The following is a 23,662-nucleotide window of genomic DNA, read 5'->3' as shown; positions in this document are numbered from 1 at the left end:
GCCGCACGCTATTCGACCCCGATCGTGCTTTCGCGGCACCCCTCGAGCTCGCGGCCTGAGCGCCTACTTGACCTACCAACGACATGAGATGTCTTCGACTGTACGCCCACGGTGTGATCGCGGGTGGGGACCAGGGTGTCGTCCACGATGAACACGGTGTCCTTGGCGAACCGTTTACGGGGCTGGACGGCGAGCATCGGCCCGAGGTGGTCGATGATGCGGTCCGCTGCCTACTTGGACATCCCGAACAGCGGAGTCAGCCGGCGCATCGTCAAGGTCTTGCGCCAGTACGCCGTGACGAGCAGTGCCCGGAGTTCAAGGGGAAGGCTCCACCGTCGGCCCTTGCGAGCCGCGTAAGCCTGCTCGCGCCGGGGCACTGTCGCCAGCTTCCCGAACAGGCTCCTCGCGCGCTCGCCGGCACGCTGATGGCGAAGTCCAGTGGTGATCCACGGCTGGGCGCCGGGCCGGCACGCGAGCCTCCTGTTCTCGTCAGCTCGTCAGCTCATCGGCTTGACTAAGTGCGACGACGTCCTGCGGAGGATGAAGTCGGGCTGCGAGGTCGACCTCACGAGCCTGCCGTGACGGTCCCCTCCGGCGTGAGATCGGCGCGGGGCCCGCGCGCTGATCCTTGCGGTGCGGTCCCACTGCGTGGATGGGGGCGAGGGCGGGGGTGACGGGGCAGCGGCTGCTGCCGTAGGAGGAGCCGGTGCGCCGACCCGGACCCGCGGTGCCCGCCGCGTGAACGAACGGTTCTTCTGCGGGTGACCCAGAACGTGCCTGTTTCGTAAGGGAGTTCGTGTGAACGTGTGTACGAGATGGGGGTGTCGTGGAGGGCTTTTTAAGAAACCTTGTTGAACAAGTCCGTACCCCCGGTTCGCTCTTGATTTGCTCCTGTCAATCGGAACAGGGTTCTTCAGAACGTTTGACGCCCCACACGTCAAGACGAGGAGCACCCTCTACATGGCAACCCACAAACGATCCAACTCCCTTCGCAACGCGGCCATAGCCGCGGGGGCCGCGACAGCTGCCGCAGCGGCCTTGTTCGCGAGCCCCCTTGCCGGGGCGGCCACACCGGCCGAAGGGACCGTCCACGGACTCGGCGCCCCGGGCGCGGTGGACGGCAGCTTCGTCATCATCCTCGACGCATCCGCGAACAAGGAGGACCTGGCGAAGAAGTACGGCGGCAAGCTGGAGCGCACGTACAGCTCTGGAGTCAACGGCTTCTCCGCATCCGGTCTGACCGTGAAGGAGGCCAAACAGCTCGCAGCGGATCCGGCCGTCGGCACAGTCGTGCAGAACAAGCGCTTCAGCATCAACGAGACGCAGCAGAAGCCCCCGTCATGGGGCCTGGACCGGATCGACCAGGCCGAGACGGCCGGCGATCAGAAGTACACGTACCCGGACAGCGGCGGCGAGGGGGTGACCGCGTACGTGATCGACACGGGCGTCAGGGTCTCGCACAAGGACTTCGGCGGTCGGGCCGCTCACGGTTTCGACGCGATCGACAACGACGAGACCGCTGACGACGGCAACGGCCACGGCACGCACGTGGCGGGCACCATCGCCGGCACCTCCCACGGCGTCGCCAAGAAGGCCAAGGTCGTCGCGGTGCGGGTGCTGGACGACAACGGATCCGGCACCACCGAGCAGGTCGTCGCGGGCATCGACTGGGTCACGCAGCACCACTCCGGGCCGTCGGTCGCCAACATGAGCCTCGGCGGCGGCGCGGACGAGGCGCTCGACGCGGCCGTCAAGCGTGCCATCGCCTCCGGTGTCTCCTTCGCCGTGGCGGCCGGCAACGAGTCCTCCGATGCCGGTCAGGGCTCGCCCTCCCGGGTGCCCGAGGCCCTCACGGTCGCGTCCAGCACGAAGGACGACAAGCAGTCGGACTTCTCGAACTTCGGCCCTGTGGTGGACCTGTACGCGCCCGGCTCGGACATCACGTCGACCTGGAACGACAGCGATACCGGCGTCAAGACGATCTCCGGGACGTCGATGGCCGCCCCCCACGTGGCGGGTGCCGCGGCCCTGTATCTGGCGGCCCACCCGTCGGCGACACCGGCCGAAACGGCCGCCGGGCTGACCCGGGCGGCGACGGCGGGCGCCATCAAGAACCCGTCCTCCGGCACCGTGAACAAGCTGCTGAGGACAGCGCCGTAACGGCACTGCACAGCGGATCGGTGTAGGACCGGACGAACGCCACCGCGCGCCGTCCCCCCAGGCCGGCCGACCCGCGCGGAGCGGCCCTCCACACAACGGAGGGCCGCTCAGGCGTACGCAGAGCCATGCCGGCCCGAAAGGCGGGCGCCTCGGATACGGTCTCGCGGATCGACGTGGACGACGACAGGACCTACGTCGACCGGACGAAGAATCCGATCAAGAACGCTCTGAGCTCTGAGTTCGACCGCCAAACACCCTCGGGGATGCCGCCCCCTCTGAACCTCGCCCAGGAATACGAGGCCCCTCTCCGAAGGCGTTGGGGAGAGCGGCGACCGCGAGGAAGCCGATGCCCGGCGTCGCATGGCAGGCGCCGTCGAACGGCTCCGCCAAGACGTTCCTGGAGTGAACGACAGCAGCCGGACGGGTGATGGTCCGCGGCTCAGGCCCCTGGCGGAGCGGGCGGGACCGCTACAAACGGCCCGTGAACGCGCCGATGCTCCGCTTGCTCCCCGCCGTCCTGATTGCACTGGCCGTCTGCGCCGCACCGGCCGCGGCTGTCCCTGCCGCCTCTCCTCCGCCCGATCCGGTCGTCTTCGTGCACGGCTGGAACAGTGACGGCGCGGCCTGGAACACCATGGCCGGCCGGTTCCGCTCGGACGGCTGGCCGGCCGACCGCCTCTACCAGTGGACGTACGAGACCTCCCAGTCCAACACCACCACCGCCTCGCAACTCGCCTCCACCATCGACCGTGTCCTGGCCGAGAGCGGAGCCGCAAGGGTGGATGTCGTCACCCACTCCATGGGCTCCCTGTCATCCCGCTACTACCTCAGGAACCTCGGCGGCGACGCGAAGGTGGACGCCTGGGTTTCCCTTGCCGGCCCCAACCACGGTACGAACACCGCCCGTTGGTGCGGTGGGGCGTCCTGCATCGAGATGCGCCCGGGTTCCGCCTTCCTCAACGCGCTCAACACGGGCGACGAAACCCCCGGACCCACCCGCTACGCCACCTGGTGGTCCTCCTGCGACGCAATCATCAACCCCGGCAGCAGCGTCGCCCTCACCGGTGCCGTGAACACGCAGGCTCCGTGCCTGCAGCACACGGCGTTCACCGAGGACGCCGGCGTCTACGCGGAGGTGAGGGACCACCTCATCGGCGCGGCGCCACGGGAGTCTCAGGTGGCGACGTCTCGGCCGAGGTGATCGCCGTGCCGGGTGGTCCCGCCGGCGTCAATTCGTGTGGACTGGGCGAGGTCGTTGGGGCACGGAGTCGCCGACATGGTGATGGTCAATCAGCGGGCAGCTACGGGATCTTGGCCGCGAGGATGTCGGTGTACTCGATCGTCGGCGGCTGCGCGAGCAGCTCAGGGAGCCGGGCCAGGCGGGCACGGCCGGCCTCCAGGTGCTCTTGGCGGGCCTCCTGGTCGGGGAAGGCGTCGACGACGGCGAAGGTGGTGGGGCCGAGGCGGAGTGCGAGCCAAACGGTGGTGCCCGGTTCTTGCTCGACGTCCGTGAGTGCCGCGGTGATGGCTGCCTGAACCTCCTCCTCGCGCCCCGGCCGGGCTTCGATCCGGACGAACAGCCCTACGTTGACCATGCGTGATCACCCCGTTCTGGGTTCGGGAAGTCCGCCGACCCGTCGTGTCGGGTTGATGCCTGGTGGCAGCCGGCGGTGAGTTGCGGCGCCCGAGGTAGTCGATTGCCCGAGTCAGCGCTCAGGGGGCGACGTGGGTGCGGTCAGCACCTGCGATGCCACCACGCCGAGCCGGAATCCGCCGTCGGCTCGTGATGCGTTCGCCCGAGGAGCACCGCGTCCAGACGCTCGACCTGCACCCGCAGCTCGCCGGCGGCCCTTGGCGGAAGCATGAACAGAGCCTCTTGCAGCTTGTCGCGGGCCCAGCCCTCGCCGCAGCACGGGCAGACGAACTCGGCCTCCCACTGCCTCCAACGGCGCTCCGTGCCGTGGACGCGCACGGACCACACGCTCAGCGCCACCGCCACGATGCCCGGAGACCATCGCTCCCGTTCGAGCACACGGACGGCGGCATTCGCGGCCCCCGACAGTCCTGGGACATCGCGATACCGAACCCGCGGTCTTCCCCAGCCGCGCCTCCGCGACCGAAGTGACGCTGGTGTTCTACGAGGCACGGCCCCTTCGGATGCACATCATGGACGGCATCCTCCCACAGCCAACGTAGGCCGGGCACGGTCAGGGGGCAGTGCACAAGACCATGGCCCAGACATTGTCCCGGGAGTCGAAACCCGTGTTGGTGGCACGGACGGTCCAGCCCGTCGCCGTCGGTGCCGCGGAGTTGAAGAGGACGTCCGGACTGGCCGATCCGCCGCCGCCGGTCAGCACGTGCCCGGCGGGGCACTCCGCGTGGACGGTGGCGACCTGTCCGCGCGCCAGCCTGACGGTGCTGCTGAACCCCTCGGTGGGCTTCGCGTTCGAGCAGGTGATGAGCGCCCGCACAAAGGACAGCGGGGCGTCCGGGTCGTAGTTCGTGTACTTCGCCCGCGCCGCCCAGGGGCCGTTCTGCTGGGACGACTGGTTGGCGAACGTATCCTCGCCGGTCTGGATTCCACCGCCCAGTGCGAACCGGGACCCGCAGCTCCGGGCAGGACGCCGCCGCTGTCCTCGTCGTGCCGGGGAACAGAGTCGCGGGATGCCCCCGCTGCTGGGCGATGGTGACGGCACGAGCGGCGCGCGCCGGCTCGTTGTCCGCCCAGGCTGGTGGGACGGCGGTGGGTAGAGCGGCAGCGAACAGCGTCGCGGTCGCCAGTGCGGCGGTGTGGAAGAGTTGCATGTACGGCCTCCTCGTAGTGGGCTCGGAAGACACAAGTGCCCCACCGGGGGAGTACGTCGACGTTTGCGTGCGCCGGTCAAGGGGCCGGCGTCGCCCGCGAACGCCACGCCAGTGACCTGACGCACTGGATGACCCGCGACGTCGACCAAGGAGCATCGCCGGTTCAGGGCTTCGCCGCCCTCCTGCGGAACGACTGTGATGCCGTCGTCAACGGCCTGGCATTGCCCTGGAGTTATGGCGCCGTGGGAGCGGTTCGGTGCCCCTGATGCACCACCGGTCCTTCTGATCACGGGAGCCGGCGCACAGATGATCAATTGGCCCGAGGGATTCTGTCAGGCGCTGGTGGACTGCGGCCTGCAGGTGATCCGCTTCGACACTCGCGACAGCGGCCAGTCGACGCACTTCCATGACGCGCCCGTCCCCGACTTCCCGGCGGCCCTGGCCGGTGACCTCTCCACGGTGTCCTACTCGCTCTCCGACCTGGCGGCCGACACTGTCGGCCTGCTCGACGCGCTCGGCCTGACCGGCGCGCATCTCGTCGGTTCCTCGATGGGTGGGTGATCGCCCAGAGGTCGCGATCGAGTATCCCGACCGGGTGCGCTCGCTGACGTCGATGATGTCCAGGACCGGAGAACCCGGCGTGGGCGAGGCCGATCTCTCGATGTTCGCCGTGCTGGGAGGGCCGCCGCAGAACCGGGAGGCGTTCATCGAGTGGCAGGTCCGAGCCCTGGCCCTGGCTGCGTCACCGGGGTTCGAGTTCGACGTGGTCGCCGCGGCCGAGCGGGCCGGACGGGTCTTCGACCGCGGCTACGACACCCTCGGCATGCAGCGTCAGGGCCTCGCGGTCGTAGCGACCGGCGACCGCACCGAGCGGCTGCGGGCCCTGCGGGTGCCCACCCTGGTGGTGCACGGCGCCTCCGACACCGTGTGCGATGTCAGTGGCGGCCGGGCTACGGCTGCCGCCGTCCCGGATGCCCGGCTGGTGCTCCTGGAGGGGGTGGGGCACAACCTTCCGCAGGAGCTGTGGCCCGAGCTCGTCACCCACATTGCCGCACTTGTCCATCGCGTAGAGGGCGGCCGACCGGCCGACTGAAGCGCTCGGTGGCTTGCTCCCCAGTGGCCCCGTGGCCGCCCGCGCGCCGCTTGCTTCGGCGCCGTGCCCGTGGGGAGCCGAGGTCGCTCCGGCCGCGTCGGCCGCCATCTGCCGCACCGGGCGAGTACAAGGGATGGCACACCACCAACCCTCAGCCATCCGAGACGAGGGCACCATGTCGAACGCCCGGCCCGCTCTGCGCCGCCCGGAAGCCAGGCTCGCTCTCGCACTTGCGCTGGCGGTCGCAGCTGCCGTCTTCGTCGCCGTGTTCCTGTTCGGCCGGGCGAACACGCCGGACTACACCGCGACACTGTTCGGCCGGGCGGGCGCCGATGCCTTGCGGCTCAAGGCACAGCTCGCCACCGCCGTCCTGGCGATCGCCGCTCTCCAGCTGCTGCTGGCGCTGTGGATGTACGGGCGGCTGCCCGGGGTGCGCCGGGTCCCCGGCCCGGTGCCGATCGCCCACCGGATCGGCGGTGTGGTGCTGTTCGCCCTCACGGTCCCGATCGCGGTGCACTGCGTCCAGGCGTACGGCGTGCAGCTGACCGGCTCGCGCGTGGCAGTGCACTCGATCGCGGGCTGCTTCCTCTACGGGGCGTTCGCCGCGAAGGTCCTGCTGGTGCAGAGCCGGCGCCTGCCGGGCTGGGCCCTGCCGCTGGCCGGGGGCGCGCTGGTGGTCGTGGTGGTGGTCCTCTGGTACACGAGTGCGCTGTGGCACTTCAACGGAAACAGCGTGACGGTGCTGTCGCTCGGGTACCGGCACGTGCCACCGGGTTGGATGTGACGGCCGGACGAGCACGCCGAAGCCGTCGGGTGTCGGGGCCGCGCGAGGGTCCCGTTGCCCAGGCCCTCAGCGTGCCATCCCCTGGACCTGCGGGGTCGGGGCGGGACGGGTTCGGGACAGCTTCGCGGCCGTGCCGCGGGCCGTTTCGAACGCCATGACAGGATTCCCGGCCTTGCTCCAAGGGTGGGCTCCGCACCAGGGTCCGATCTGGCGGAACTGCTCCAGGGCGGCCGAGTACATCATCGACCGGAGCATGTAGTGGGCCAGCAGGTGGCGCAGTACCGGCAGGCGCTCGTCGTCGGGTGCGACCTGGTCGAACGAGGCGGCGATCTGCTTCAGCAGACTCCTCGTCATGGGCGTGACGGGCAGCGTGACAGCGCCGGGCCGGTCGGCGAGCTCGTTCAGCGCGTGCAGGTAGATCCCCGCGAGCGGGCTGCCGGCCGGGGCCTTGCGGACCGCCTGGCGGGCGAACCGCATCATCCGCCGGTTGCTGCCGAACCACTTGGCGCACCAGTACTGGAGGGCCTGCCAGTGCCCCTCGTAGTGGTGGGGTGCGCGGGCGACGAGCCCTTCCCAGAGCGGCCTGAACCGCGCGTGGTCGTACTGCGCTCCGCGCGCTGCCGTCACCATGACGACCCAGGGTCCCGGGTTCGCGGGGTCGAGCAGCGCGGCGTTCCGGGCTTCCTCGATCGCGGCCGGGAGCAGGGTGCGGAAGTGGTTCATGTTCGAGGCAGAGACCTCGTGGGCGTAGCCCCTGCCCCGGATCTCCCAGGCGCGGTGGACCATGAGGCTCGCGTGGAGGGTTGCGGCGTCGCAGTTCCCGGGCTCGGCGGCACGCCAGGCGCGGAGCCAGGCGTCGTCCGTCCCGGCGATGTGCTGCAGGAGCTCCAGCCGGGTCCAGCGTTCGTCCCAGTCCTCGCCCGCCGCCCGAACGTATCGATCGGCGGAACTCCAGTCGCCTTCCCACGCGGCGTCGGCAACGGCCTGCCTCTCCTGCATCCCATGGGCCGACGGGGGCGGACCGGGCCGCCGGTTGTCGAGCACCTCGCGGGGCGGAAGGCCGTAGTCGGACGCCACGAAGCGCTTTCCGACCCAGCGGTCGACACGGCCGGGGGTGATGAAGAGGTGGTAGAGGACGATGAGGATCACGCCGAGTGTGACGGCGAGGAAGATGGTCACGGCGGGGAATATTTCCCGAACCGATCACTTTTCGCAATAGTCCAGGCCAACGATAAGGCGAGGTCAGAGCGGGTGGGCCCTCGGACGTGCCGTGGGCGGAGGCAGAGTGCGCAACGGCGTCGGCGGGTCGGTGGCCCCCGTGGTGGCTCCGCTGAATGCGGTGCCCCGGGTCGGCTCGTACGACCGCGGCGAGCGACGACCGACGACCGAGGTCGGGAGGGTCTCGGGAAACGGATGTGCGATTGTCGGTGCGGCGTGATAGTCACTACCCTCACGGGAGGTGACCAATGCCCTCCTCGTTCGAACGTATCAAGGGGTGGGGGGCATGGCATTGCTCCGTCAATGGGGGCTCACGCTGGGGAAATGGGCCGGAAGGCCTGTCGCGCGGGTCCAAGAGGACTCGGGCGATCCCGACGTGCGACGCGTGCGCGAGGCCGCTGCGGCAGCGGACTGGGCCGCCGTACGCGAGGTGCTCGAAGCGCGTCCCGAGAGCGAGGACCGGACCGAGTTGCTGTGGGCCGTCGGTGATACGGCGGGGGTGGAGCGGTGGATCGCCGGGGTTCTCGAAGCGGAACCCGAGGCGGCCCTGCCCCGGCTCGTTTCGGGGATACGCCACATCAGCTGGGGCTGGGAGGCGCGGACCGGCGCGCGGGCCAAGGACGTCTCGCGCGAGCAGTTCGATGTCTTCCACGCGCGACTGCGTACCGCCGAGGAGCACCTGTACGAGGTGGCGGAGCGCGAACCGCTGTGGACCTCTCCCTGGTACGGCCTCCAGATCACCGGCCGAGGCCTCCAGGTCGGGCAGACGACCGCGCGACGCCGCTTCGAGGCGACGGTGCGGCGCGACCCGTTCCACCTGGGAGCGCACCAGCAGCAGCTGCAGCAGGTCTGCGACAAGTGGGGCGGATCGCACGACGAGATGCACGCGTTCGCCCGCGCGTCCGCGTTCGGCGCCCCTGCCGGAACGCAGCTGGGCCAGCTCGTCGCGATCGCCCACCTCGAGCACTGGCTCTCCCTCGACGCCGGACAGGATGCCGCCTACATACGCCGGCCCCAGGTCACCGCGTCCCTGCGGGAGGCCGCCGACTACTCCTTCCGTCACCCGGACTTCGTTTTTCGCGGAGGGGGGCTCCAGGTCCTCAACACCTTCGCGATGGCTTTTTCCTTGGCCGGGGACCATGACGCTGCGCGGGAGTGCTTCGGCATCACCGACGGCCGCGTGACGGAGTTCCCCTGGTACTACCTCAACGGCTCCGACCCGGCCGCGGCCTACCGCGAGCAGCGTTCGTCGGCCGGACGCTGAGACGCGGGCGGCGCGGGCCCCACGGGACCGAGTGGACCGAGGGACCGAGGGACCGCGGGACCGCGGGACCGCGGGACCGCGGGTCTGTGAAGGCCCCGCGGGCCACCACCCCCCGGGCGGTCCCACGCTCCGAGGGCCGTCACCCCCGCCTCCGCCCCGCCCCCGAGCAGCCGCCCGGCCTCCTCACGTATCCGCCCGGCCCCGCCGTGCCGCGCGCCCATCAAAGGACTCCGTCAGGTGCCCAACTCAGAGACTGCCCACACCTTCCAGGTCGACCTGCGCGGCCTGGTCGACCTGCTCTCCCACCACCTCTACTCCAGCCCCCGCGTCTACCTGCGCGAACTGCTGCAGAACTCCGTGGACGCCATCACCGCCCGGCAGGCCGTCGACCCCGGCGCGCCCGCCACCATCACGGTGCGCACCGGCGACGGCCTCACCGTCACGGACACCGGCATCGGACTGAACGAGGCCGACGTCCACCGGTTCCTCGCCACCATCGGCCGCAGCTCCAAGCGGACCCCCGACGGTGTCCTGGACGGCGCCGGCGTCGACGCCGCCCGCGGCGACTTCATCGGACAGTTCGGCATCGGACTGCTCGCCTGCTTCGTCGTCGCCGACGAGATCACCGTGGTCAGCCGGTCCGCCGCCGACCCCTCGGCACCCGCCGTCGAATGGCGGGGCCACTCCGACGGCCGCTACACCATCCGCACCCTGCCCGCTTCGGCCGTGCCCGAGCCCGGCACCACCGTCCGCCTCACCCCGCGCGCGGACAACGCCGAGTGGACCGCCCCGCAGCAGGTCGTCTCCCTGGCCCGCCACTACGGGGGACTGCTGCGCCACGAGGTCACCGTCGTCGACCCGCACGGCGAGACCCACCGGATCAACGAAGCACCCCCGTGGGAACGGGCCCACCGCTCCCCGCTGGCCCGCCGCGAGGCGATGACCGCCTACTGCCGCACCCTCTTCGACTTCACCCCCCTCGACACCATCGAGCTCGACCTGCCGGCCGCCGGGCTGCGCGGCGTCGCGTACGTCCTGCCCACGGCCATGAGCCCGGCCCAGCGCGCCGGCCACCGCGTGCACCTCAAGGGCATGCTCCTCACGGACCAGGCGCCCGAACTGCTCCCGGAGTGGGCGTTCTTCGTACGCTGTGTCGTCGACACCACCAGCCTGCGACCCACCGCCTCCCGTGAGTCCCTGTACGAGGACGGCACCCTGTCCGCCGTACGCGACGCCCTCGGCGACCGGATCCGCGACTGGCTCACCGGACTCGCGGCCAGCGACCCGTCCCTGCTGCACCGCTTCATCGACACCCACCACCTCGCCGTCAAGGCGCTCGCCCGCTACGACGACGAGCTGCTGCGCATCGTGCTGCCGTGGCTGCCGTTCGAGACCACGGACGGCAACGTCACACTGGAGGAGTTCGCGCGGACGCACCCGACGCTGCTGGTCACCCGTAGCGTCGAGGAGTTCCGCCAGGTCGCGCCCATCGCCTCGGCCGCCGGACTGGGCGTCGTCAACGGCGGCTACACGTACGACCGCGACCTCGTGCACCGGCTGCCGGAGATCCGCCCCGGCACGAATGTCACCGACCTCGACCCGGCCACCGTCACCGCCCACCTCGACGCCGTCGACCCGTCCGCCGAACTGCGCGCGGCGGCCTTCCTCGCCGTCGCCCGCGAGACCATCGGAGTCCACGACTGCGACGTCGTCCTGCGCGACTTCCAGCCCGTCACCGCCCCGGCCCTGGTCCTCGACAACCGGGACGCGCGCCACGAGCGGACCCGGTCGAGCCTCGCCGCCGACAGCGACGGCCTGTGGGCCGACATCCTCGGCTCGCTGAGCCACGAAACCCCGCGGGCCCAGCTCGTCCTGAACCACCTCAACCCGCTGGTCCGCCAGGCCATCACCATCACCGAGCGCGGACTGGCCGTCACCACCGCCGAGGCCCTCTACGGGCAGGCCCTGCTCCTCAGCCGCCGGCCCCTGCGCGCGAGCGAGAGCGCCCTGCTCAACCGGGCCTTCATCGGCCTGCTCACCCACGCCATGCACACCGGTACGGCGGCACCCGGCTCCGAGCCCCGGAAGGAACTGTAGATGCTGGACACCCCCGAGGCCGTCGTCGAAGCGCTCCGCGAGAACAACGACCGCCCCCACGGCCTGCAGCGCACCATCATCGCCGAGGAGATCGTCGAGGCGGCCGACGCCCTTGACAGGCCCGACGAGCCTGACGTCCTCGTCACCGCCCTGCTGGAGCTGATGTCGGCGTACGAGTTCACCGGCGAGCACCGCAAGTCGCCCGTCGTGTTCGCCCGCCTGCTGAAACTCTGGGACACCGCCCCCCAGGCCTTCAGCCAGTGGGAGGCCCACCAGGTCTTCTGGCGGTTCAAGTGGGTGACGACCTCCCTGCTCCAGGTGCCCGACATGCCCCTGGCCACCATCCAGGGGTGGATCGAGCAGATGCGCACCCGCTACACGGACGCCGGCCACGGCATGCAGCCGGTCTCGGCGATGCGCTACCACGTCGCGCGCCACACGGGCGAAGGCCTCGCCGACGCCTACGACCTCTGGGTCACCCGACCCCGTACCGAGCTGAGCGACTGCGAGGCCTGCGAGATCCGGCACCTTGCCCAGCACCGGGTGGCCTCGGGCGACGACGCCGGAGCGCTGGAGATCTGGCAGTCGGTCCTCGGCGGCGGCATGAGCTGCACCGAGGAACCGCAGATGAGCCAGGCGCGCGTCCTCCTGCCCATGCTGCGCGCCGGCCACACCGACGAGGCACGATCCCACCACCTCACCGGCTACCGTCTGGTCCGGGGCAACACCGGCATGCAGCACGAGGTCGGCCTCCACCTGGAGTTCTGCGCCCTCTCCCGCAACGAGGGGCGGGGGCTGGAGATCCTCGCGGAGAACCGCCCGCTGTTCGAGGCGACCGGCGCGCCCCTGGACCGCCTGGGCTTCCTCACCGGCGCCGAAGTGCTGCTCGCCCGCCTCGTCGAGGACGGCCACGGTGACGCGGCCGTCGCCGGCCCGCCCGGACGCAACTGGACCGCCGGCGAACTCCTCGCGCACGTCCGCGCCGAAGCCGGCCGGCTCACCACCGCGTTCGACGCGCGCAACGCCACCAGCGCCGTGGGGGAGGCCCGCCGCAAGCGCCTCGCGCAGCGCCCGCTCCTCGACGAGCCGCTGCCACTGGGCCTGCGTACGTCCCTCACCCGTCCCTCCGCTGCGGGCGCCGCGGCAACCGCCGCCCCCGCGCCCGCCACGGCAACGGACATCCCGCAGGAGTTCGTCGCCCTGGTGCGCGAGGCACGCCGCCTGGGTCTCGCGGGACACCCCGGTGAGACCCGGCTCTGGGCCCGGATCGAGGAGCGCCTCGCCGACGGCAGCGCCACGCACGACGACGAACTCGGCCCGGAGGAACTGCTGCGGGCCGAGCTCGCCGAGCAGCGCGGGTTCCGGCTGGCCATGGACGACCGTGACGCGGAGAGCAGCACCGAGCTGAAGCGGGCCGCCGCGCTGTACGAGGGACTGGGCATGCCGTGGCACGCGCTCTCCGCGCGGGCCCGGAGCCTGGCCTGGCTGAGCGCGTCCGAGGACGCCGACCCCGAGGCGGCCCGCACCGGTCTCGACGCCGTCTTGGCCGAGGCGGAACTCCTCAAGACGGAAGCCCCTTTGACGCCCGCCGCGCCTGGTTCGCCTGGTGCGGGCTCGGCCGCCGATTCCGCCAGGCCGTCGGAGGTCGAGCTGGAGTACCTCACCGTGCTGTACTCGGCCACCTTCGCCGCCTACCAGGAGGTGGCGCGGACCCTGCCGGAGCCCACGGGCCCCGCCACGGAGCGCTTCGAGGAGTACGCCGGGACGCTGCGGGAGGAGGCGGAGCGCCTGTCGGCGCCGCACCACGTGGCGAACACGTTCCAGTTCGCCGGGGACTTGGCCGCGCGCAGTGGTGACTTCGAACGGGCCGAGGAGGCCCTGCGGGCCGCCCTCGGGGCCGTGGACGCCTCGGGCCGGCCCTGGCGCGGCTCGCGCCCGCGCGCCCTGCTCGCCCAGGTCATGCTCGGCAAGGGGGAGCCGGCCGAGGCGGTGGAACTCCTGCACCGGGCGCTCGCCGACGCGGCCCGGTACGACGACACCGACTTCGCGGTGGCCCCGACGTACGCGCTGCTCGGGCACGCGGCCTCACACCTCGACGACACGAGCGGCGCGGTGCGCCACCTGTCGGAGGCGGCCGCGCGGTTCGACCAGGACGGCGCGCACGACCAGGCCACGGACGTACGGTTCCAGCTCGCCGACGTGCTGGCCCGGGCCGACCGACAGGCCGACGCCGTTGCCGTCCTGGAATCCGTACTCGCCGGTGAGGCCACGGCCTCTGGCGACGAGCGGGTGCTCGCCCAGGGCCGCCTGACCCTGGCGCGAGGACTGCGGGAACTGGGGGAGTACCTGCCCGCGGCCCAGGAGTTCCTGCGGCTCGCGGACACCGTCGCCGCGTGGGAGGAGGACCGCGCCGTCCTCACCCTGGTGGCGGCGGAGGCGGCGACCGCGCTGGCGCTGGCCGACCGGTGGGACGCGGCGGCCACCGCGTACGAGAGGGCCGTCGCCGCGCACGCCGAGGCACCGAACCCGCCCCTGATCAACCACATGATGTGCGAGTTCGCCCGGCTCACCCTCCAGGCCAGGGGACCCGAAGCCCTGGACGAGGCCCTGGAGCACCTGACGCGGGCCGACGCGCTCCTCGCCGCCGTACCGCAGGACACGGACGACTTCGCCGTCTGGTACGAACGCGGCAACGTGCACTACCGGCGCGCCCGCGTGCTCGCGCAGGCCGAACGCTTCGAGCAGGCCCTGGCCGAGGCGGAGGCCGCGATCGCCGCCAACGAGGAAGGCGGGGAACAGGGCGAGGTCCCGCGCGCCGAAGCCGTCCGGATCGCTGCCCTCATCGAGGGCAACGGCCTTGCCCGCGTCAGGGAGGCGGTGGCCCGACTGACGACGGCCGCGGCCCGCTGTCGCGCGGCAGACCTCCCGGAAGCGGCCGGCATCCTCGACGCCCTCCGCGAGGACTACACGAAGCGCTAGCACCGGCGCATCGGTGCCGGTGCCCTGCCGAGGGACGTCGTCTCGGCAGGGCACCGGACGGCGTGCACGCCTGCTGCCCGCTGTCGCTGTCGCTGTCGGAGTGTGATGGCCGGAGCGGACATCGTTCGCGGCAGCCACTCCTGTCCTGGCGCGCTGGTGTGCCACGATGGCCGCCGGGGAGGCGTGATGCAGTATGTGGGGCTGGGGGCGCTCATCGCGGTTGCTCTGGCTGTAGCGATAAGCGGTGTGGTTGAGCTTCTCACTGGGTGGATCCATCCATGGGAGCGGGCCCGGGTCCTACGTCCTGTGCCTCATGGAATAGGTCAGGTGCTGACGGGGAGCGGCCTCTGCTGTTTCTCCAGTCTGATCGCCTTCGCCCCGTCAGGAAACGCTTTCCCTTGGCTCATGGCAGTGGGCGCTGGGATCTTCCTCGCTGGAACCGTCCTGGTCGGCGTGTCCCGGTTTCCATGACCGCTAACGCCGTTCAAGACACTGCGGCAGCCGCGATGGCCCCGCTCGCGCTGACCACTGAGCCTCTCCGAGTCGGTGCCGGGCGGGTTGGGCAGGGCCCCGCGCTGCAGTCTGCCGTGGCCAGGGCCTGGCAGACGCAGCAGTTCACCGCAACCCGTGACGAGTACGCAGCCAGGGCCCGGGAGGCCGGAGACAGACAGCTTGCTGTTCGGGCCGCGGCTCTGCGGAAGCCGACGAGCGAGCCGGCTCTGCGCGAGGTCCAACAGGGTCGTGATCCCTACGGGGGCGGGACGGGGCAGACGGCTTGGTGCAAGGCGAGTTGCTCCCTTCCGAGGGCGGTTCTGGCTGCTCGGGTGTAATCGACGGGCATGACCAGCACTGTTGCGCCCCGGGCGCGTTCATCGGCGAGGGCGAGCATGCCGGGGTCCAGGGCGGCGAGTACGCGGTTCGGTGAGGCGGCCGGGCCGGGTGGCCCGAACGGGCCGTGGTCCCGTGCGTCGAGGTGGGTGCGCATCTGGCCAGAGCCGGGCGGGAGCGGTGGCCGCGGATGGCCTGCGCCATGGCTTCCCGTCCCGTGGTCTCGGGGAACCACAGGGTGCCGAAGCCGAGGTCCTCGACCGCGGCGGCAGCCTCACGGACCTCTGGTGCGGAGAGGTGGTCGAAGTCCGCCGCCCAGACCCACACGTGCCCGAGGCCGTGAGCGCGGACGCTCATGCGCCCTGCCCGACGGTGCGCGCGGAGTCGAGGAACGCGCCGATCTGGGACGCGCCGGTACGCTCCAGCCACCTGCTGAAGTCCATCGTGCCGGGGTGGATCTCCTGGGTGGCGGGGATGTCCGCGCGCTATCCGTGTTCGTTGAGCCACTCGTTGGCGTAGGCGAAGTCTTCACTCAGGGCCCGGATCGCCTCGATCGGGATCTGGACGTAGGGCAGTGGTCTGCCGAGTGCCTTCCCGATGGCCGCGGCGATCTGAACCGGCGTGAGTTCGTCCCCGGCCAGGGCGACGGCCCGGCCGATCCACTCCTCGGGATGGGAGAACGCCAGCGCGGTGACGGCGCCGACACCGTCGACGGCCATGATCTGCTGGGGAACCTCCGGCGCGAGCCCGGTCGACAGGTTCCCGTTCCGCAATGCGTAACCGCCGGTGAAGTTCTCCATGAAGGACACCGGCCGCAGGATCGTCGCGGGCAGGCCGAGCGCGGCGATGTGCCGCTCGATCCGCCACTTGCTGACCAGGTTCACCGGCAGCTTCTCCTCAAGGTGCCGGTCCGCTTCGGCGACCGAGGTGAAGACGAAGTGCCCGATGCCCGCGGCGTGCGCGGCCTCGGCGACGTTCACTCCCCAGCGCACCTCGTCGTCGGCGGTGAAGTCCGGCGCGGTGCCGGGCGAGCCGACGGTGGGCTGGACGCTGAACAAGCCCCAGGCGCCCTCGGCCGCGGCGGTCAGGGAGTCGACGTCCTCCATCTGTGCTCGGACCACCTGTGCGCCGGCCTGCGCCAGCGCCATGGCCTGAGTCCCGTTCGGGTCTCGCGTCAGGGCGCGCACCTGCCAGCCGTCGCGGAGCAGGTGACGGGTCACGGCCCTGCCCTGCAGGCCGGTCGCACCCGCCACCACGACGGTCTTCTTCATCAGATCCACGAACATCTCCATCGCGTCCATGCGGAAGGGAAGCCGCCCGCAAGTGGGGTGGCCCTCCGTTTCTTGTTCGCTGCGATATGGAGGGCCACCCCGTATATCAAGCCGTCAGGAGTCCCCGTGCCCGCAGGCGCCGCCACCCCGCCAGGCCGGCCGATGCGGGCCGACGCTCGCCGCAACGCCGAGAAGATCGTGGCCGCCGCCGGGGCCCTGATCGCCGAGCAGGGCGCCGACGCCTCCCTGGAGGAGGTTGCCCGCCGGGCCGGAGTCGGTTCGGCGACCCTGCACCGCCACTTCCCCTCCCGGCAGGCACTGCTGGAGGCCGTCTTCAAGGACCGGGTGGCCGCTCTGTGCGCGAAGGCCAACGACCTCCTCGCCGAACCCGACCCCGGCGAGGCGCTGTCCACCTGGCTTCACGCCGTCGGCGCGCACGCCGCGGCCAACCGGGGCCTGGGGGCCTCGCTGATGCGGGACGCGGACCCGGCGCTGGGCGAAACCTGCCACGACATGGTCACCACTGTCGGAGACGCCCTTCTTGCGCGCGCTCAGGCGGCCGGCGCAGTGCGCGCCGGGATCACCATCACCCCACTGCTGAAGCTCGTCGGCGCGATCGCGCTGGCCACCGAGCGGGAGATCGACGGCCCAGCAGAGGCCGACTTGCTGCTGGCGATCGCCATCGAGGGCGTACGGACGCACTGATCCCGGTTCTCACGAACACGGTGCATACCTCTTCGGCCGTAACGCCCACGAGATGCACCGCGTGCTGGGCGTACTGGGCGACTGGGTGGCGGCCGCGGGCACCGCATTGGACGCTCAACCCAGCTATGGCTGCCGGCGACCGAGCAGCCTGTGGGGTATGGACCGCCGAGCTCTGTGCGTTGATCATGGGCAATTGCTTGGATCGTTGAGTCTCGCGTTGTGGAACCGAAGGGGTTGTGGCGGATGAGGGTTCTGTTCTTTCCCGGTGAGGATGGGGTGGACGTCTCGGGCGGTGCGGGGGAACTCGCCGCCTTGGCCCTCGCCCTCGCCGCGGGGAAGGGCGGCACGGAAACCACCGCCTCGGCTGAACCGACCTTCGGGGGCACTGAACTGGCTTCGGTCGAGGTGGTGAGCACCAGCGGCCCCGGTGTCCGTGTCCGGGTTGACTCGGAGCGCAGCGCTCTGCTCATCGAGGGTGATCGGCTGGGCTTGGTGGCGCTCGCTGACGAGGTTCAGTCGATTGCGGAGATGGACGACGGCGGGCACCAGCACATCGAGTACTTCCCGGATCACTACTACCTTGCCGCTGGGTCACTGGCCATGGTCGTAAACAGTCCTCATGGCGGCATGCCGACTCGATGAACGACTGATTGCAGTGGCCTGGCCGGCTGGCGATCGTAGATCGTGTAGCCGGTTCGCCACCCTGGTCGCTTCGCCGGTCAGGTCATGGCGCCCTGCTGGCCTTCGGGCGTGTTCACCGGCAGTTCTGAGAGGGCGGTTCTGCCGGCAATGAGTAGTGCACGCCGGTGAGCCGTTCGGAGAGCACCCACAGCTGGTGAGCCGTGGAGGAGTCCCGGATGGCCCGCTCCCGGCTGCGGAGGACGGGCTCGCCGCGGAGCTGGAACGGCCCATCGGGTACGACGTAGCTTCCCCCGGGCAGGTTGGGGACGGTTGAGGCGTACAGGGAGGTCTTGGCGCCTTCTGGCGTGGGGCGGAAAGCGGTGCGCAGGAGCAGGCGCGTGAGGAGACCGTACGTGCGCCCCCGGTTGCTGTTGGCGCCGCCGGTCAGCACGTTGGAGCGGGTGAGTCCGGGGGCGACGGCCATGCTGCGGAGTCTCAGCCCCGCGGTGTCGGCCCTTCGCTGGAGTTCCATCGCGAAGTAGAGATTGGCCCGCTTGGACTGCACGTAGGCGAACGCCGTTTGGTAGCGGCGCTCGGCGTTGAGGTTGCTCAGGTCGAATCGGGCGAATCTCTGGCCCTCGCTGCTGACCGTGACCACGCGTGGATCGCGGGCGGCCAGCAGATGCGGCATGAGGAGGCCGGTGAGCGCGAACGTGCCGAGGTGGTTGATGCCGAATTGGGACTCGAAGCCGTCGGCGGTCCGGGAGAACGGCACCATGGCGACGCCGGCGTTGTTGACCAGGAGATCGAGCCGGTCGTGGCTCCATTCCTCGGCAAAGCCGCGGACGGATTGCAGGTCGGCGAGGTCGAGCATGCGCAGTTCGGCGCGGGAGCCGGGGACTTCGGTCCGCAGCCGCTGCACCGCGGCCGTCCCGCGCTCGCGGCTGCGGCAGGCCAGGATGACATGGGCGCCGCGGCGGGCGAGTTCACGAGCGGTGACGTACCCGATGCCGCTGTTCGCACCGGTGACGACAGCCAGCCGTCCCGACTGGTCAGTGATGGAGTCCGGTGTCCAGGTCACGCGCGGAAGGGTTTGCGGCACCGGGGCGGCGTCGCGATGGTCACCGCACGCGGCTGTGTCGTCAGGGTCGCGCAGCGAGGCTCGGGAGGCTGCCCGGGAGTCACGGGTCATGAGGAGCTCCAATTCGCGGGTCAGGAGTGCCTGCGGCATCGAGAGAGCACAGCCGCATTGCAACTCGAAGTTGCGATAGTCTGATCCTGCTGCATGTTTCGCCGTCAACGCAACTAGGAGTTGCAATGGAGTCTGCTGGGTCGCCCTCGAGGCGTGCACCCGCTGTCGGGCGAGGCAACAAGATGCGCGCCGCCGTGCTGGCGGCGACCATCACCGAGCTCACGGAAAGCGGGTATGCAGCCCTGACCGTCGAAGGCGTCGCCCAACGGGCCGGCGTACACAAGACGACGATCTACCGGAACTGGAAAGACCCCGATGCCCTTGTCGCCGACGCGCTGGCCGGCCACTTCGCCACGGACATCCCGATCCCCGACACCGGGGCGGTGGACAGTGACCTGCGCGCGCTGGCCCGCTCCCTCGTCGCCACCATGACCACGCAAGCAGGCCGGGCCCTGCTCACCACCGTCCTCTCGGACGCCGTACGCCTTCCCCGGCTCGCCGAAGCCAAGCACGCGCTCTTCGACGACCGGTTCCGGCGGGCGGAACCCGTTGTCACCCGAGCCATCGAGCGCGGCGAACTACCTGCGGACATCGACCCTGCCGAACTCCTCAAGACCCTCGCCGCGCCCATCTACTTCCGGCTCGTGTTCACCGGCGAGCCGGTCGACGAGGCGACCGTGGACCGGGCAGTGCACGTTGCGCTGGCCGCTGCGCACGCCGGCGTGTTGTCGGCCGTCTGACCCCGGCCTGGCATGCGGCGCCGACCCGTCGACGTCGAGCTTCGCGTTGTACGCCTCGGATTGGATGCCGAGCTCGTGCGTTGCGTACTCGCCGAACCGGTTGATGTGCTCGGTCAGGTAGGGCGAGATGTGGGCCGTGGCTCTGTTCTCTTCAAGCGGTTCTGGCTCAACTTCTGTTTGCGCCGTGAGGCGCTGTTGGTTCGAGTGGAGGTGGAAGACCTGCACCAACCCGCTGTCGCAGCAGCCGGGTTGAAGCTGAGGGCAGCCTGATCCGGGTGATGCCGGGGAGGGCGAGAGCGGCCCTGACAAAGCCGGGACGTACCCAGAACCGCCAGATGGGGCGGGTCCGGCAAGCGTGATGGAGAGGAATACGCGAGGAACCGGCGTTTTACGTCTCTTAATAGGGACACCGGCTCGAACCTGGTGGATCTGGGCCGGTAGCGGTGCGTATGCAGGTCATCCTTTCGGGTGGTCTGACAACTCCTGGGTCGGTCTACGAAAGCTGGCCGGGAGGCCACGAGGAAAGCCTGCGGCGTACTCGTGGCGATGCCGCAGGGACACAGTCGGGCTCCTACTCCATCGAGCGAACCACAGTGAACACGGGAACCGTCCCGAACCTCGCCCCGTCGCCTGCCTCCAGCAGGCCGACCGGGCTGAGCGCATCGACCGCTGATCGGTTGGGGACGGGGCGGAGCCGCCGTAGTACTCCGAGGCCGGGAGAGCCGGCCGCATGGGGAAGGGCGGCAGCGGTATCGAGAAGGGAAGCACGCTGCAATGCCGGAAGATGCCCCGCCGAATGGCGGAGCTCCGGGTCCTCGGGCCCGGGTACTGGAGATGCAGACCAAGCTTCACCGTTGGACGGTGGCCGATCCCGGTCGCCGGTTCGATGACCTGTTCAACTTCGTGCACGATCCGGCGACGCTGCTGGTGGCGTTCGACCGGGTCGCGGGCAATCAGGGAGCCCGGACTCCCGGCGTCGATGGACTGACGGCCACCGATGTCGAGGAGTCGACCGGTGTTCCCGGGTTCCTGAACGACCTGCGGGCCGCCCTCAAGGACGGGTCGTTCCGTCCCTTGCCGGTGCGGGAACGCATCATTCCCAAGCCGGGAGGCTCGGGAAAGGTCCGCAAACTCGGGATTCCGACGATCGCGGACCGGGTCGTTCAGGCGGCACTGAAGCTGGTGCTGGAACCGATCTTCGAGGCCGACTTCAAGCCGGTCTCTTACGGGTTCCGGCCCCGACGGCGGGCCCAGGACGCGATTGCCGAGATCCACTACTTCGGCACCCGGGGATACCGCTGGGTGCTGGATGCGGACATCGAGGCGTGCTTCGACTCGATCGACCACACGGCTCTCATGGACCGAGTGCGTCACCGGGTGAAGGACAAACGTGTCCTGACGCTGGTCAAAGCCTTCCTCAAAGCCGGAGTCCTCACGGAACTCGGCGAGAACAAGGAGACAATGACCGGCACCCCGCAAGGCGGCATCTTGTCCCCACTACTGGCGAACATCGCCCTGTCGGCGCTCGACGAGCACCTGCACGGGCCCTGGGAACCAGGCGGGGCAATGGCCACCGAAGGCAAACGCGCCTACCGGCGCCGCAAAGGTCAACCCACGTGGCGGGTCGTCCGCTACGCGGATGACTTCGTCGTCCTGGTGCACGGCACCGAGGCCGACACCGCGGCACTGCGCGAAGAAGTCACTGCCGTGCTCGAACCTCTGGGATTGCGTCTGTCGCAGGCCAAGACCCGGATCGCGCACATGAGCGAAGGGTTCGACTTCCTGGGCTTCCGCATCCAGTGGAAACGCAAAGGAGGCACGACCAAGTGGCACGTCTACACCTTCATCGCCGACCGGCCCATCCGGTCGCTGAAGGCGAAGGTCCGTGCTCTGACAGGCAGGACATCGCAGCAGGATCTTGCCACCGTGTTGATCAGACTCACGCAGATCATGCGCGGTTGGGCCAACTATTTCAAGCACGCTGTCGCCAAGCATGTCTTCGACAGGCTCGACGCCTTCGTGTGGTGGCGTCTCATCCGCATGCTGCGTGAACGTCACCGTTGGAGTTGGGGCGACGTCCGCCGCCGGTTCACCACCCCCACGGGGAAATGGCGACCCATCGCGGCGGACGGGGTCGAGCTGTTCCGGATCGCATCGGTCACGGTCAGCCGTTACCGATACCGGGCCAGCACGATCCCCAACCCCTGGCAGCCTGCGAACCCCGTCTGACGGCAGAAACCGTGGAGAGCCCGTTGCGTTGAGAGATGCACGGCGGGTTCGGCGAGAGGTCCGGAGAAACGGACCGGGAGTAATCCCGGCACCGCGCTCCGGGCCTACTCAGCGGTGCACCCACGCTCCGTAACTGTCGATCTTCGTATCGGCTCTCCTCGATCGTCCTGAAATGCCCCATGCCTGCTGTGCCGTGTCCGAGAGTCCGGGGCTGGTGCTGACGGTCCAGGCTGCGGAAGGTGGTCGAACCGCATCCATGGGTCCTACCTGCGTTTCCCCGCCGACTTGCCTAGCGTTCGAAGGCGTGTGGTGCTGCGTCTGCGGGTTCGCCGGCTTATCTGCGCGGGCACCTCATGTGGGCGGCAGAATTTCGTTTGAACAGGTACCTGGACTTACTCGACGTCATGCTCAGCGAACTGAGCGCCTGCGTTCGGCTCTGGCCGAGGTGGGTCTGGCTTTGGCCGGCCGCGCCGGAGCTCGCCTCGCAGACGTCTTCGGAATCCCGATGAGTCGCAGCACGGTGCTCCGCCTGGTTGATGCGATGTCTGACCCTCAGCCGTCGGACCCCCGGGTGGTGGGTATCGACGAGTACGCGATGCGCAAGGGCCGTATCTACGGGACGGTGCTGGTCGATGTCGAAACCGGGAGGCCCGTGGACCTACTACGCCGACCGTGAGGCAGCCACTGTCGCCGCTTGGCTTGCCGAGTGTCCCGAAGCTGAGGTGATCTGCCGCGACCGTGCCCCCTTCCTCGCCGAAGGCGCCAGCACCGGGGCTCCCACCGCGGTGCAGGTGGCAGACCGTTTCCATCTCTGGCGCAACCTCGGCGAAGCCGCCGAACGATGCGTATCGCGCCATCGCGCCTGCCTGCGCGCGCCATTCACGTTCCCGGCTCCGAGAGCGTCACCGCGTTACCAGCTCCCGAGGCCGGCACGTCCCCGTGGCCGACTGGACACCGCTTCGCCGATCGAACTCGCGAGAAGCACGCCATCGTGCACGAAATGCTCGGCGAGGGGCACAGCCGGCGTGCAGTCGCCCGCAAGCTCCGGATGACCTACCGAACCGTTCAGCGCATGGCCGACGCGGCAAGCCCGGAAGACCCCTTCCAAGGCCAGTGGCAGAACCGCAGGACGAAGCTCGACGACTTCAAGCCGTACTTGCACGAGCGGTGGGCCGAGGGCTGCACGAACGCCTGGACCCTCTGGAAGGAGATCCAGAGCCACGGATACGCCGGTGGGTACGGGGCGGTCCGTGCTTACCTTCGTCCCTTCCGGGACACTGGGCCGGAAGGCCGGCCGCCATCGCCCAGGACGGTCTCCGGGTGGATCCTGACCCACCCGGACGCCCTCGCTTGACACGTTCGTTCCTTCGGGCAGATGCTCACCCAGCTCCAAGGAGAACGGCTCCCCGAGTGGGTAGCGGCGGTCCGGGGCGACGACCTGCCCCGCATGCGCACCTTCATCAACGGCCTCGAACGTGACCTCGCAGCCGTCGCAGCCGGCCTGACCCTGCCCTGGACCTCAGGCGTCGTGGAAGGCCACGTCAACCGCATCAAAATGATCAAGTGACAATGTACGGATGTGCTGGCTTCAAGCTTCTGCGCAAGCCGGTGCTGCTTGCCTCGTGACCTCGTTGTCGGTGCCCAGTGCGACGACCCCCAGACGGCCACGCAAGGAG

At 70.0% G+C, this 23,662-nt stretch carries 21 protein-coding genes and 1 pseudogene; 16 read left to right on the top strand and 6 right to left on the bottom strand.

Annotated features, from left to right (window positions below):
• Positions 1-92: 92 nt before the first annotated feature.
• Positions 93-446, bottom strand: a pseudogene (locus AB0O21_RS25355) (transposase family protein); the annotation flags it as partial.
• Between the two features lie 514 nt (positions 447-960).
• On the opposite strand from AB0O21_RS25355, the gene AB0O21_RS25350 reads away from it, so the two are divergent.
• A complete protein-coding gene (locus AB0O21_RS25350; RefSeq protein WP_365174249.1) occupies positions 961-2,160 on the top strand; it encodes a S8 family serine peptidase in 1,200 nt (399 codons plus the stop codon).
• Between the two features lie 481 nt (positions 2,161-2,641).
• Positions 2,642-3,361: an alpha/beta hydrolase gene (locus tag AB0O21_RS25345; RefSeq protein WP_365174246.1), complete on the top strand. Its 720-nt coding sequence runs from the start codon at positions 2,642-2,644 to the stop codon at positions 3,359-3,361.
• Positions 3,362-3,461: 100 nt separating this feature from the next.
• On the opposite strand, the gene AB0O21_RS25340 is transcribed toward AB0O21_RS25345, so the two are convergent.
• Positions 3,462-3,755: an antibiotic biosynthesis monooxygenase gene (locus AB0O21_RS25340; RefSeq protein WP_365174244.1), complete on the bottom strand. Its 294-nt coding sequence runs from the start codon at positions 3,753-3,755 to the stop codon at positions 3,462-3,464.
• A 612-nt stretch (positions 3,756-4,367) separates the two neighbouring features.
• Positions 4,368-4,631, bottom strand: a complete 264-nt coding sequence (locus tag AB0O21_RS25335) for a hypothetical protein (protein WP_365174242.1) — start codon at positions 4,629-4,631, stop codon at positions 4,368-4,370.
• Between the two features lie 568 nt (positions 4,632-5,199).
• Here AB0O21_RS25335 and AB0O21_RS25330 point away from each other — a divergent pair.
• The 3 genes from AB0O21_RS25330 (at position 5,200) to AB0O21_RS25320 (ending at position 6,842) form a co-directional block, all read left to right on the top strand.
• Positions 5,200-5,526 (top strand): alpha/beta fold hydrolase, encoded by a 327-nt coding sequence (locus AB0O21_RS25330; protein ID WP_365174240.1) that lies wholly within the window; start codon positions 5,200-5,202, stop codon positions 5,524-5,526.
• The gene (locus tag AB0O21_RS25325; protein WP_365174237.1) at positions 5,519-6,058 is read left to right on the top strand and encodes an alpha/beta hydrolase; all 540 of its coding nucleotides are present in this window, start codon (positions 5,519-5,521) and stop codon (positions 6,056-6,058) included. The genes AB0O21_RS25330 and AB0O21_RS25325 overlap by 8 nt, the downstream gene beginning before the upstream one ends.
• A gap of 175 nt (positions 6,059-6,233) precedes the next feature.
• Positions 6,234-6,842 carry a DUF6529 family protein gene (locus tag AB0O21_RS25320; RefSeq protein WP_365174235.1) on the top strand — a complete coding sequence of 203 codons (609 nt, stop codon included), beginning with the start codon at positions 6,234-6,236 and terminating at the stop codon, positions 6,840-6,842.
• A gap of 66 nt (positions 6,843-6,908) precedes the next feature.
• Here the strand turns inward: AB0O21_RS25320 and AB0O21_RS25315 are convergent, their stop codons facing one another.
• Complete coding sequence (locus AB0O21_RS25315) at positions 6,909-8,021, bottom strand: hypothetical protein (protein ID WP_365174233.1); 1,113 nt, start codon at positions 8,019-8,021, stop codon at positions 6,909-6,911.
• 415 nt (positions 8,022-8,436) lie between these two features.
• On the opposite strand from AB0O21_RS25315, the gene AB0O21_RS25310 reads away from it, so the two are divergent.
• The 3 genes from AB0O21_RS25310 to AB0O21_RS25300 all read left to right on the top strand — a co-directional run bounded on the left by AB0O21_RS25310 (position 8,437) and on the right by AB0O21_RS25300 (position 14,400).
• The gene (locus AB0O21_RS25310) at positions 8,437-9,324 is read left to right on the top strand and encodes a hypothetical protein (RefSeq protein WP_365174231.1); all 888 of its coding nucleotides are present in this window, start codon (positions 8,437-8,439) and stop codon (positions 9,322-9,324) included.
• A 237-nt stretch (positions 9,325-9,561) separates the two neighbouring features.
• The gene (locus AB0O21_RS25305) at positions 9,562-11,421 is read left to right on the top strand and encodes an HSP90 family protein (protein WP_365174229.1); all 1,860 of its coding nucleotides are present in this window, start codon (positions 9,562-9,564) and stop codon (positions 11,419-11,421) included.
• Positions 11,422-14,400 (top strand): hypothetical protein, encoded by a 2,979-nt coding sequence (locus AB0O21_RS25300; protein ID WP_365174227.1) that lies wholly within the window; start codon positions 11,422-11,424, stop codon positions 14,398-14,400.
• Between the two features lie 1,313 nt (positions 14,401-15,713).
• Here AB0O21_RS25300 and AB0O21_RS25295 read toward each other — a convergent pair.
• The gene (locus AB0O21_RS25295; RefSeq protein WP_365174260.1) at positions 15,714-16,499 is read right to left on the bottom strand and encodes an NmrA/HSCARG family protein; all 786 of its coding nucleotides are present in this window, start codon (positions 16,497-16,499) and stop codon (positions 15,714-15,716) included.
• A gap of 126 nt (positions 16,500-16,625) precedes the next feature.
• On the opposite strand from AB0O21_RS25295, the gene AB0O21_RS25290 reads away from it, so the two are divergent.
• Together AB0O21_RS25290 and AB0O21_RS25285 are read left to right on the top strand one after the other, a co-directional pair.
• Complete coding sequence (locus tag AB0O21_RS25290) at positions 16,626-17,204, top strand: helix-turn-helix domain-containing protein (RefSeq protein WP_365174224.1); 579 nt, start codon at positions 16,626-16,628, stop codon at positions 17,202-17,204.
• Positions 17,205-17,447: 243 nt separating this feature from the next.
• Positions 17,448-17,846 (top strand): hypothetical protein, encoded by a 399-nt coding sequence (locus AB0O21_RS25285; protein ID WP_365174222.1) that lies wholly within the window; start codon positions 17,448-17,450, stop codon positions 17,844-17,846.
• A 112-nt stretch (positions 17,847-17,958) separates the two neighbouring features.
• On the opposite strand, the gene AB0O21_RS25280 is transcribed toward AB0O21_RS25285, so the two are convergent.
• Complete coding sequence (locus AB0O21_RS25280) at positions 17,959-18,906, bottom strand: oxidoreductase (protein ID WP_365174219.1); 948 nt, start codon at positions 18,904-18,906, stop codon at positions 17,959-17,961.
• Positions 18,907-19,199: 293 nt separating this feature from the next.
• On the opposite strand from AB0O21_RS25280, the gene AB0O21_RS25275 reads away from it, so the two are divergent.
• The 6 genes from AB0O21_RS25275 (at position 19,200) to AB0O21_RS25250 (ending at position 23,553) form a co-directional block, all read left to right on the top strand.
• On the top strand, positions 19,200-19,757 hold the full coding sequence (locus AB0O21_RS25275; RefSeq protein ID WP_365174217.1) for a TetR/AcrR family transcriptional regulator: 558 nt from the start codon (positions 19,200-19,202) through the stop codon (positions 19,755-19,757).
• A gap of 834 nt (positions 19,758-20,591) precedes the next feature.
• Positions 20,592-21,986 carry a group II intron reverse transcriptase/maturase gene (gene ltrA, locus AB0O21_RS25270; RefSeq protein WP_365174214.1) on the top strand — a complete coding sequence of 465 codons (1,395 nt, stop codon included), beginning with the start codon at positions 20,592-20,594 and terminating at the stop codon, positions 21,984-21,986.
• A gap of 183 nt (positions 21,987-22,169) precedes the next feature.
• Positions 22,170-22,364 carry a transposase family protein gene (locus tag AB0O21_RS25265; protein ID WP_365174258.1) on the top strand — a complete coding sequence of 65 codons (195 nt, stop codon included), beginning with the start codon at positions 22,170-22,172 and terminating at the stop codon, positions 22,362-22,364.
• A 158-nt stretch (positions 22,365-22,522) separates the two neighbouring features.
• A complete protein-coding gene (locus AB0O21_RS25260; RefSeq protein ID WP_365174212.1) occupies positions 22,523-23,038 on the top strand; it encodes a transposase in 516 nt (171 codons plus the stop codon).
• Between the two features lie 20 nt (positions 23,039-23,058).
• Entirely contained in the window at positions 23,059-23,340 is a 282-nt protein-coding gene (locus tag AB0O21_RS25255; RefSeq protein WP_365174210.1) for a hypothetical protein, read from the top strand.
• A gap of 21 nt (positions 23,341-23,361) precedes the next feature.
• Positions 23,362-23,553 carry a hypothetical protein gene (locus AB0O21_RS25250; protein WP_365174208.1) on the top strand — a complete coding sequence of 64 codons (192 nt, stop codon included), beginning with the start codon at positions 23,362-23,364 and terminating at the stop codon, positions 23,551-23,553.
• Positions 23,554-23,662 lie beyond the last annotated feature (109 nt).

The organism is Streptomyces sp. NPDC091371, from assembly GCF_040684275.1.
In the GTDB taxonomy this organism is placed as follows: domain Bacteria; phylum Actinomycetota; class Actinomycetes; order Streptomycetales; family Streptomycetaceae; genus Streptomyces.
The sequence above is the reverse complement of the archived record's forward strand: the minus strand, read 5'-3'. Positions and strand labels throughout refer to the sequence as shown.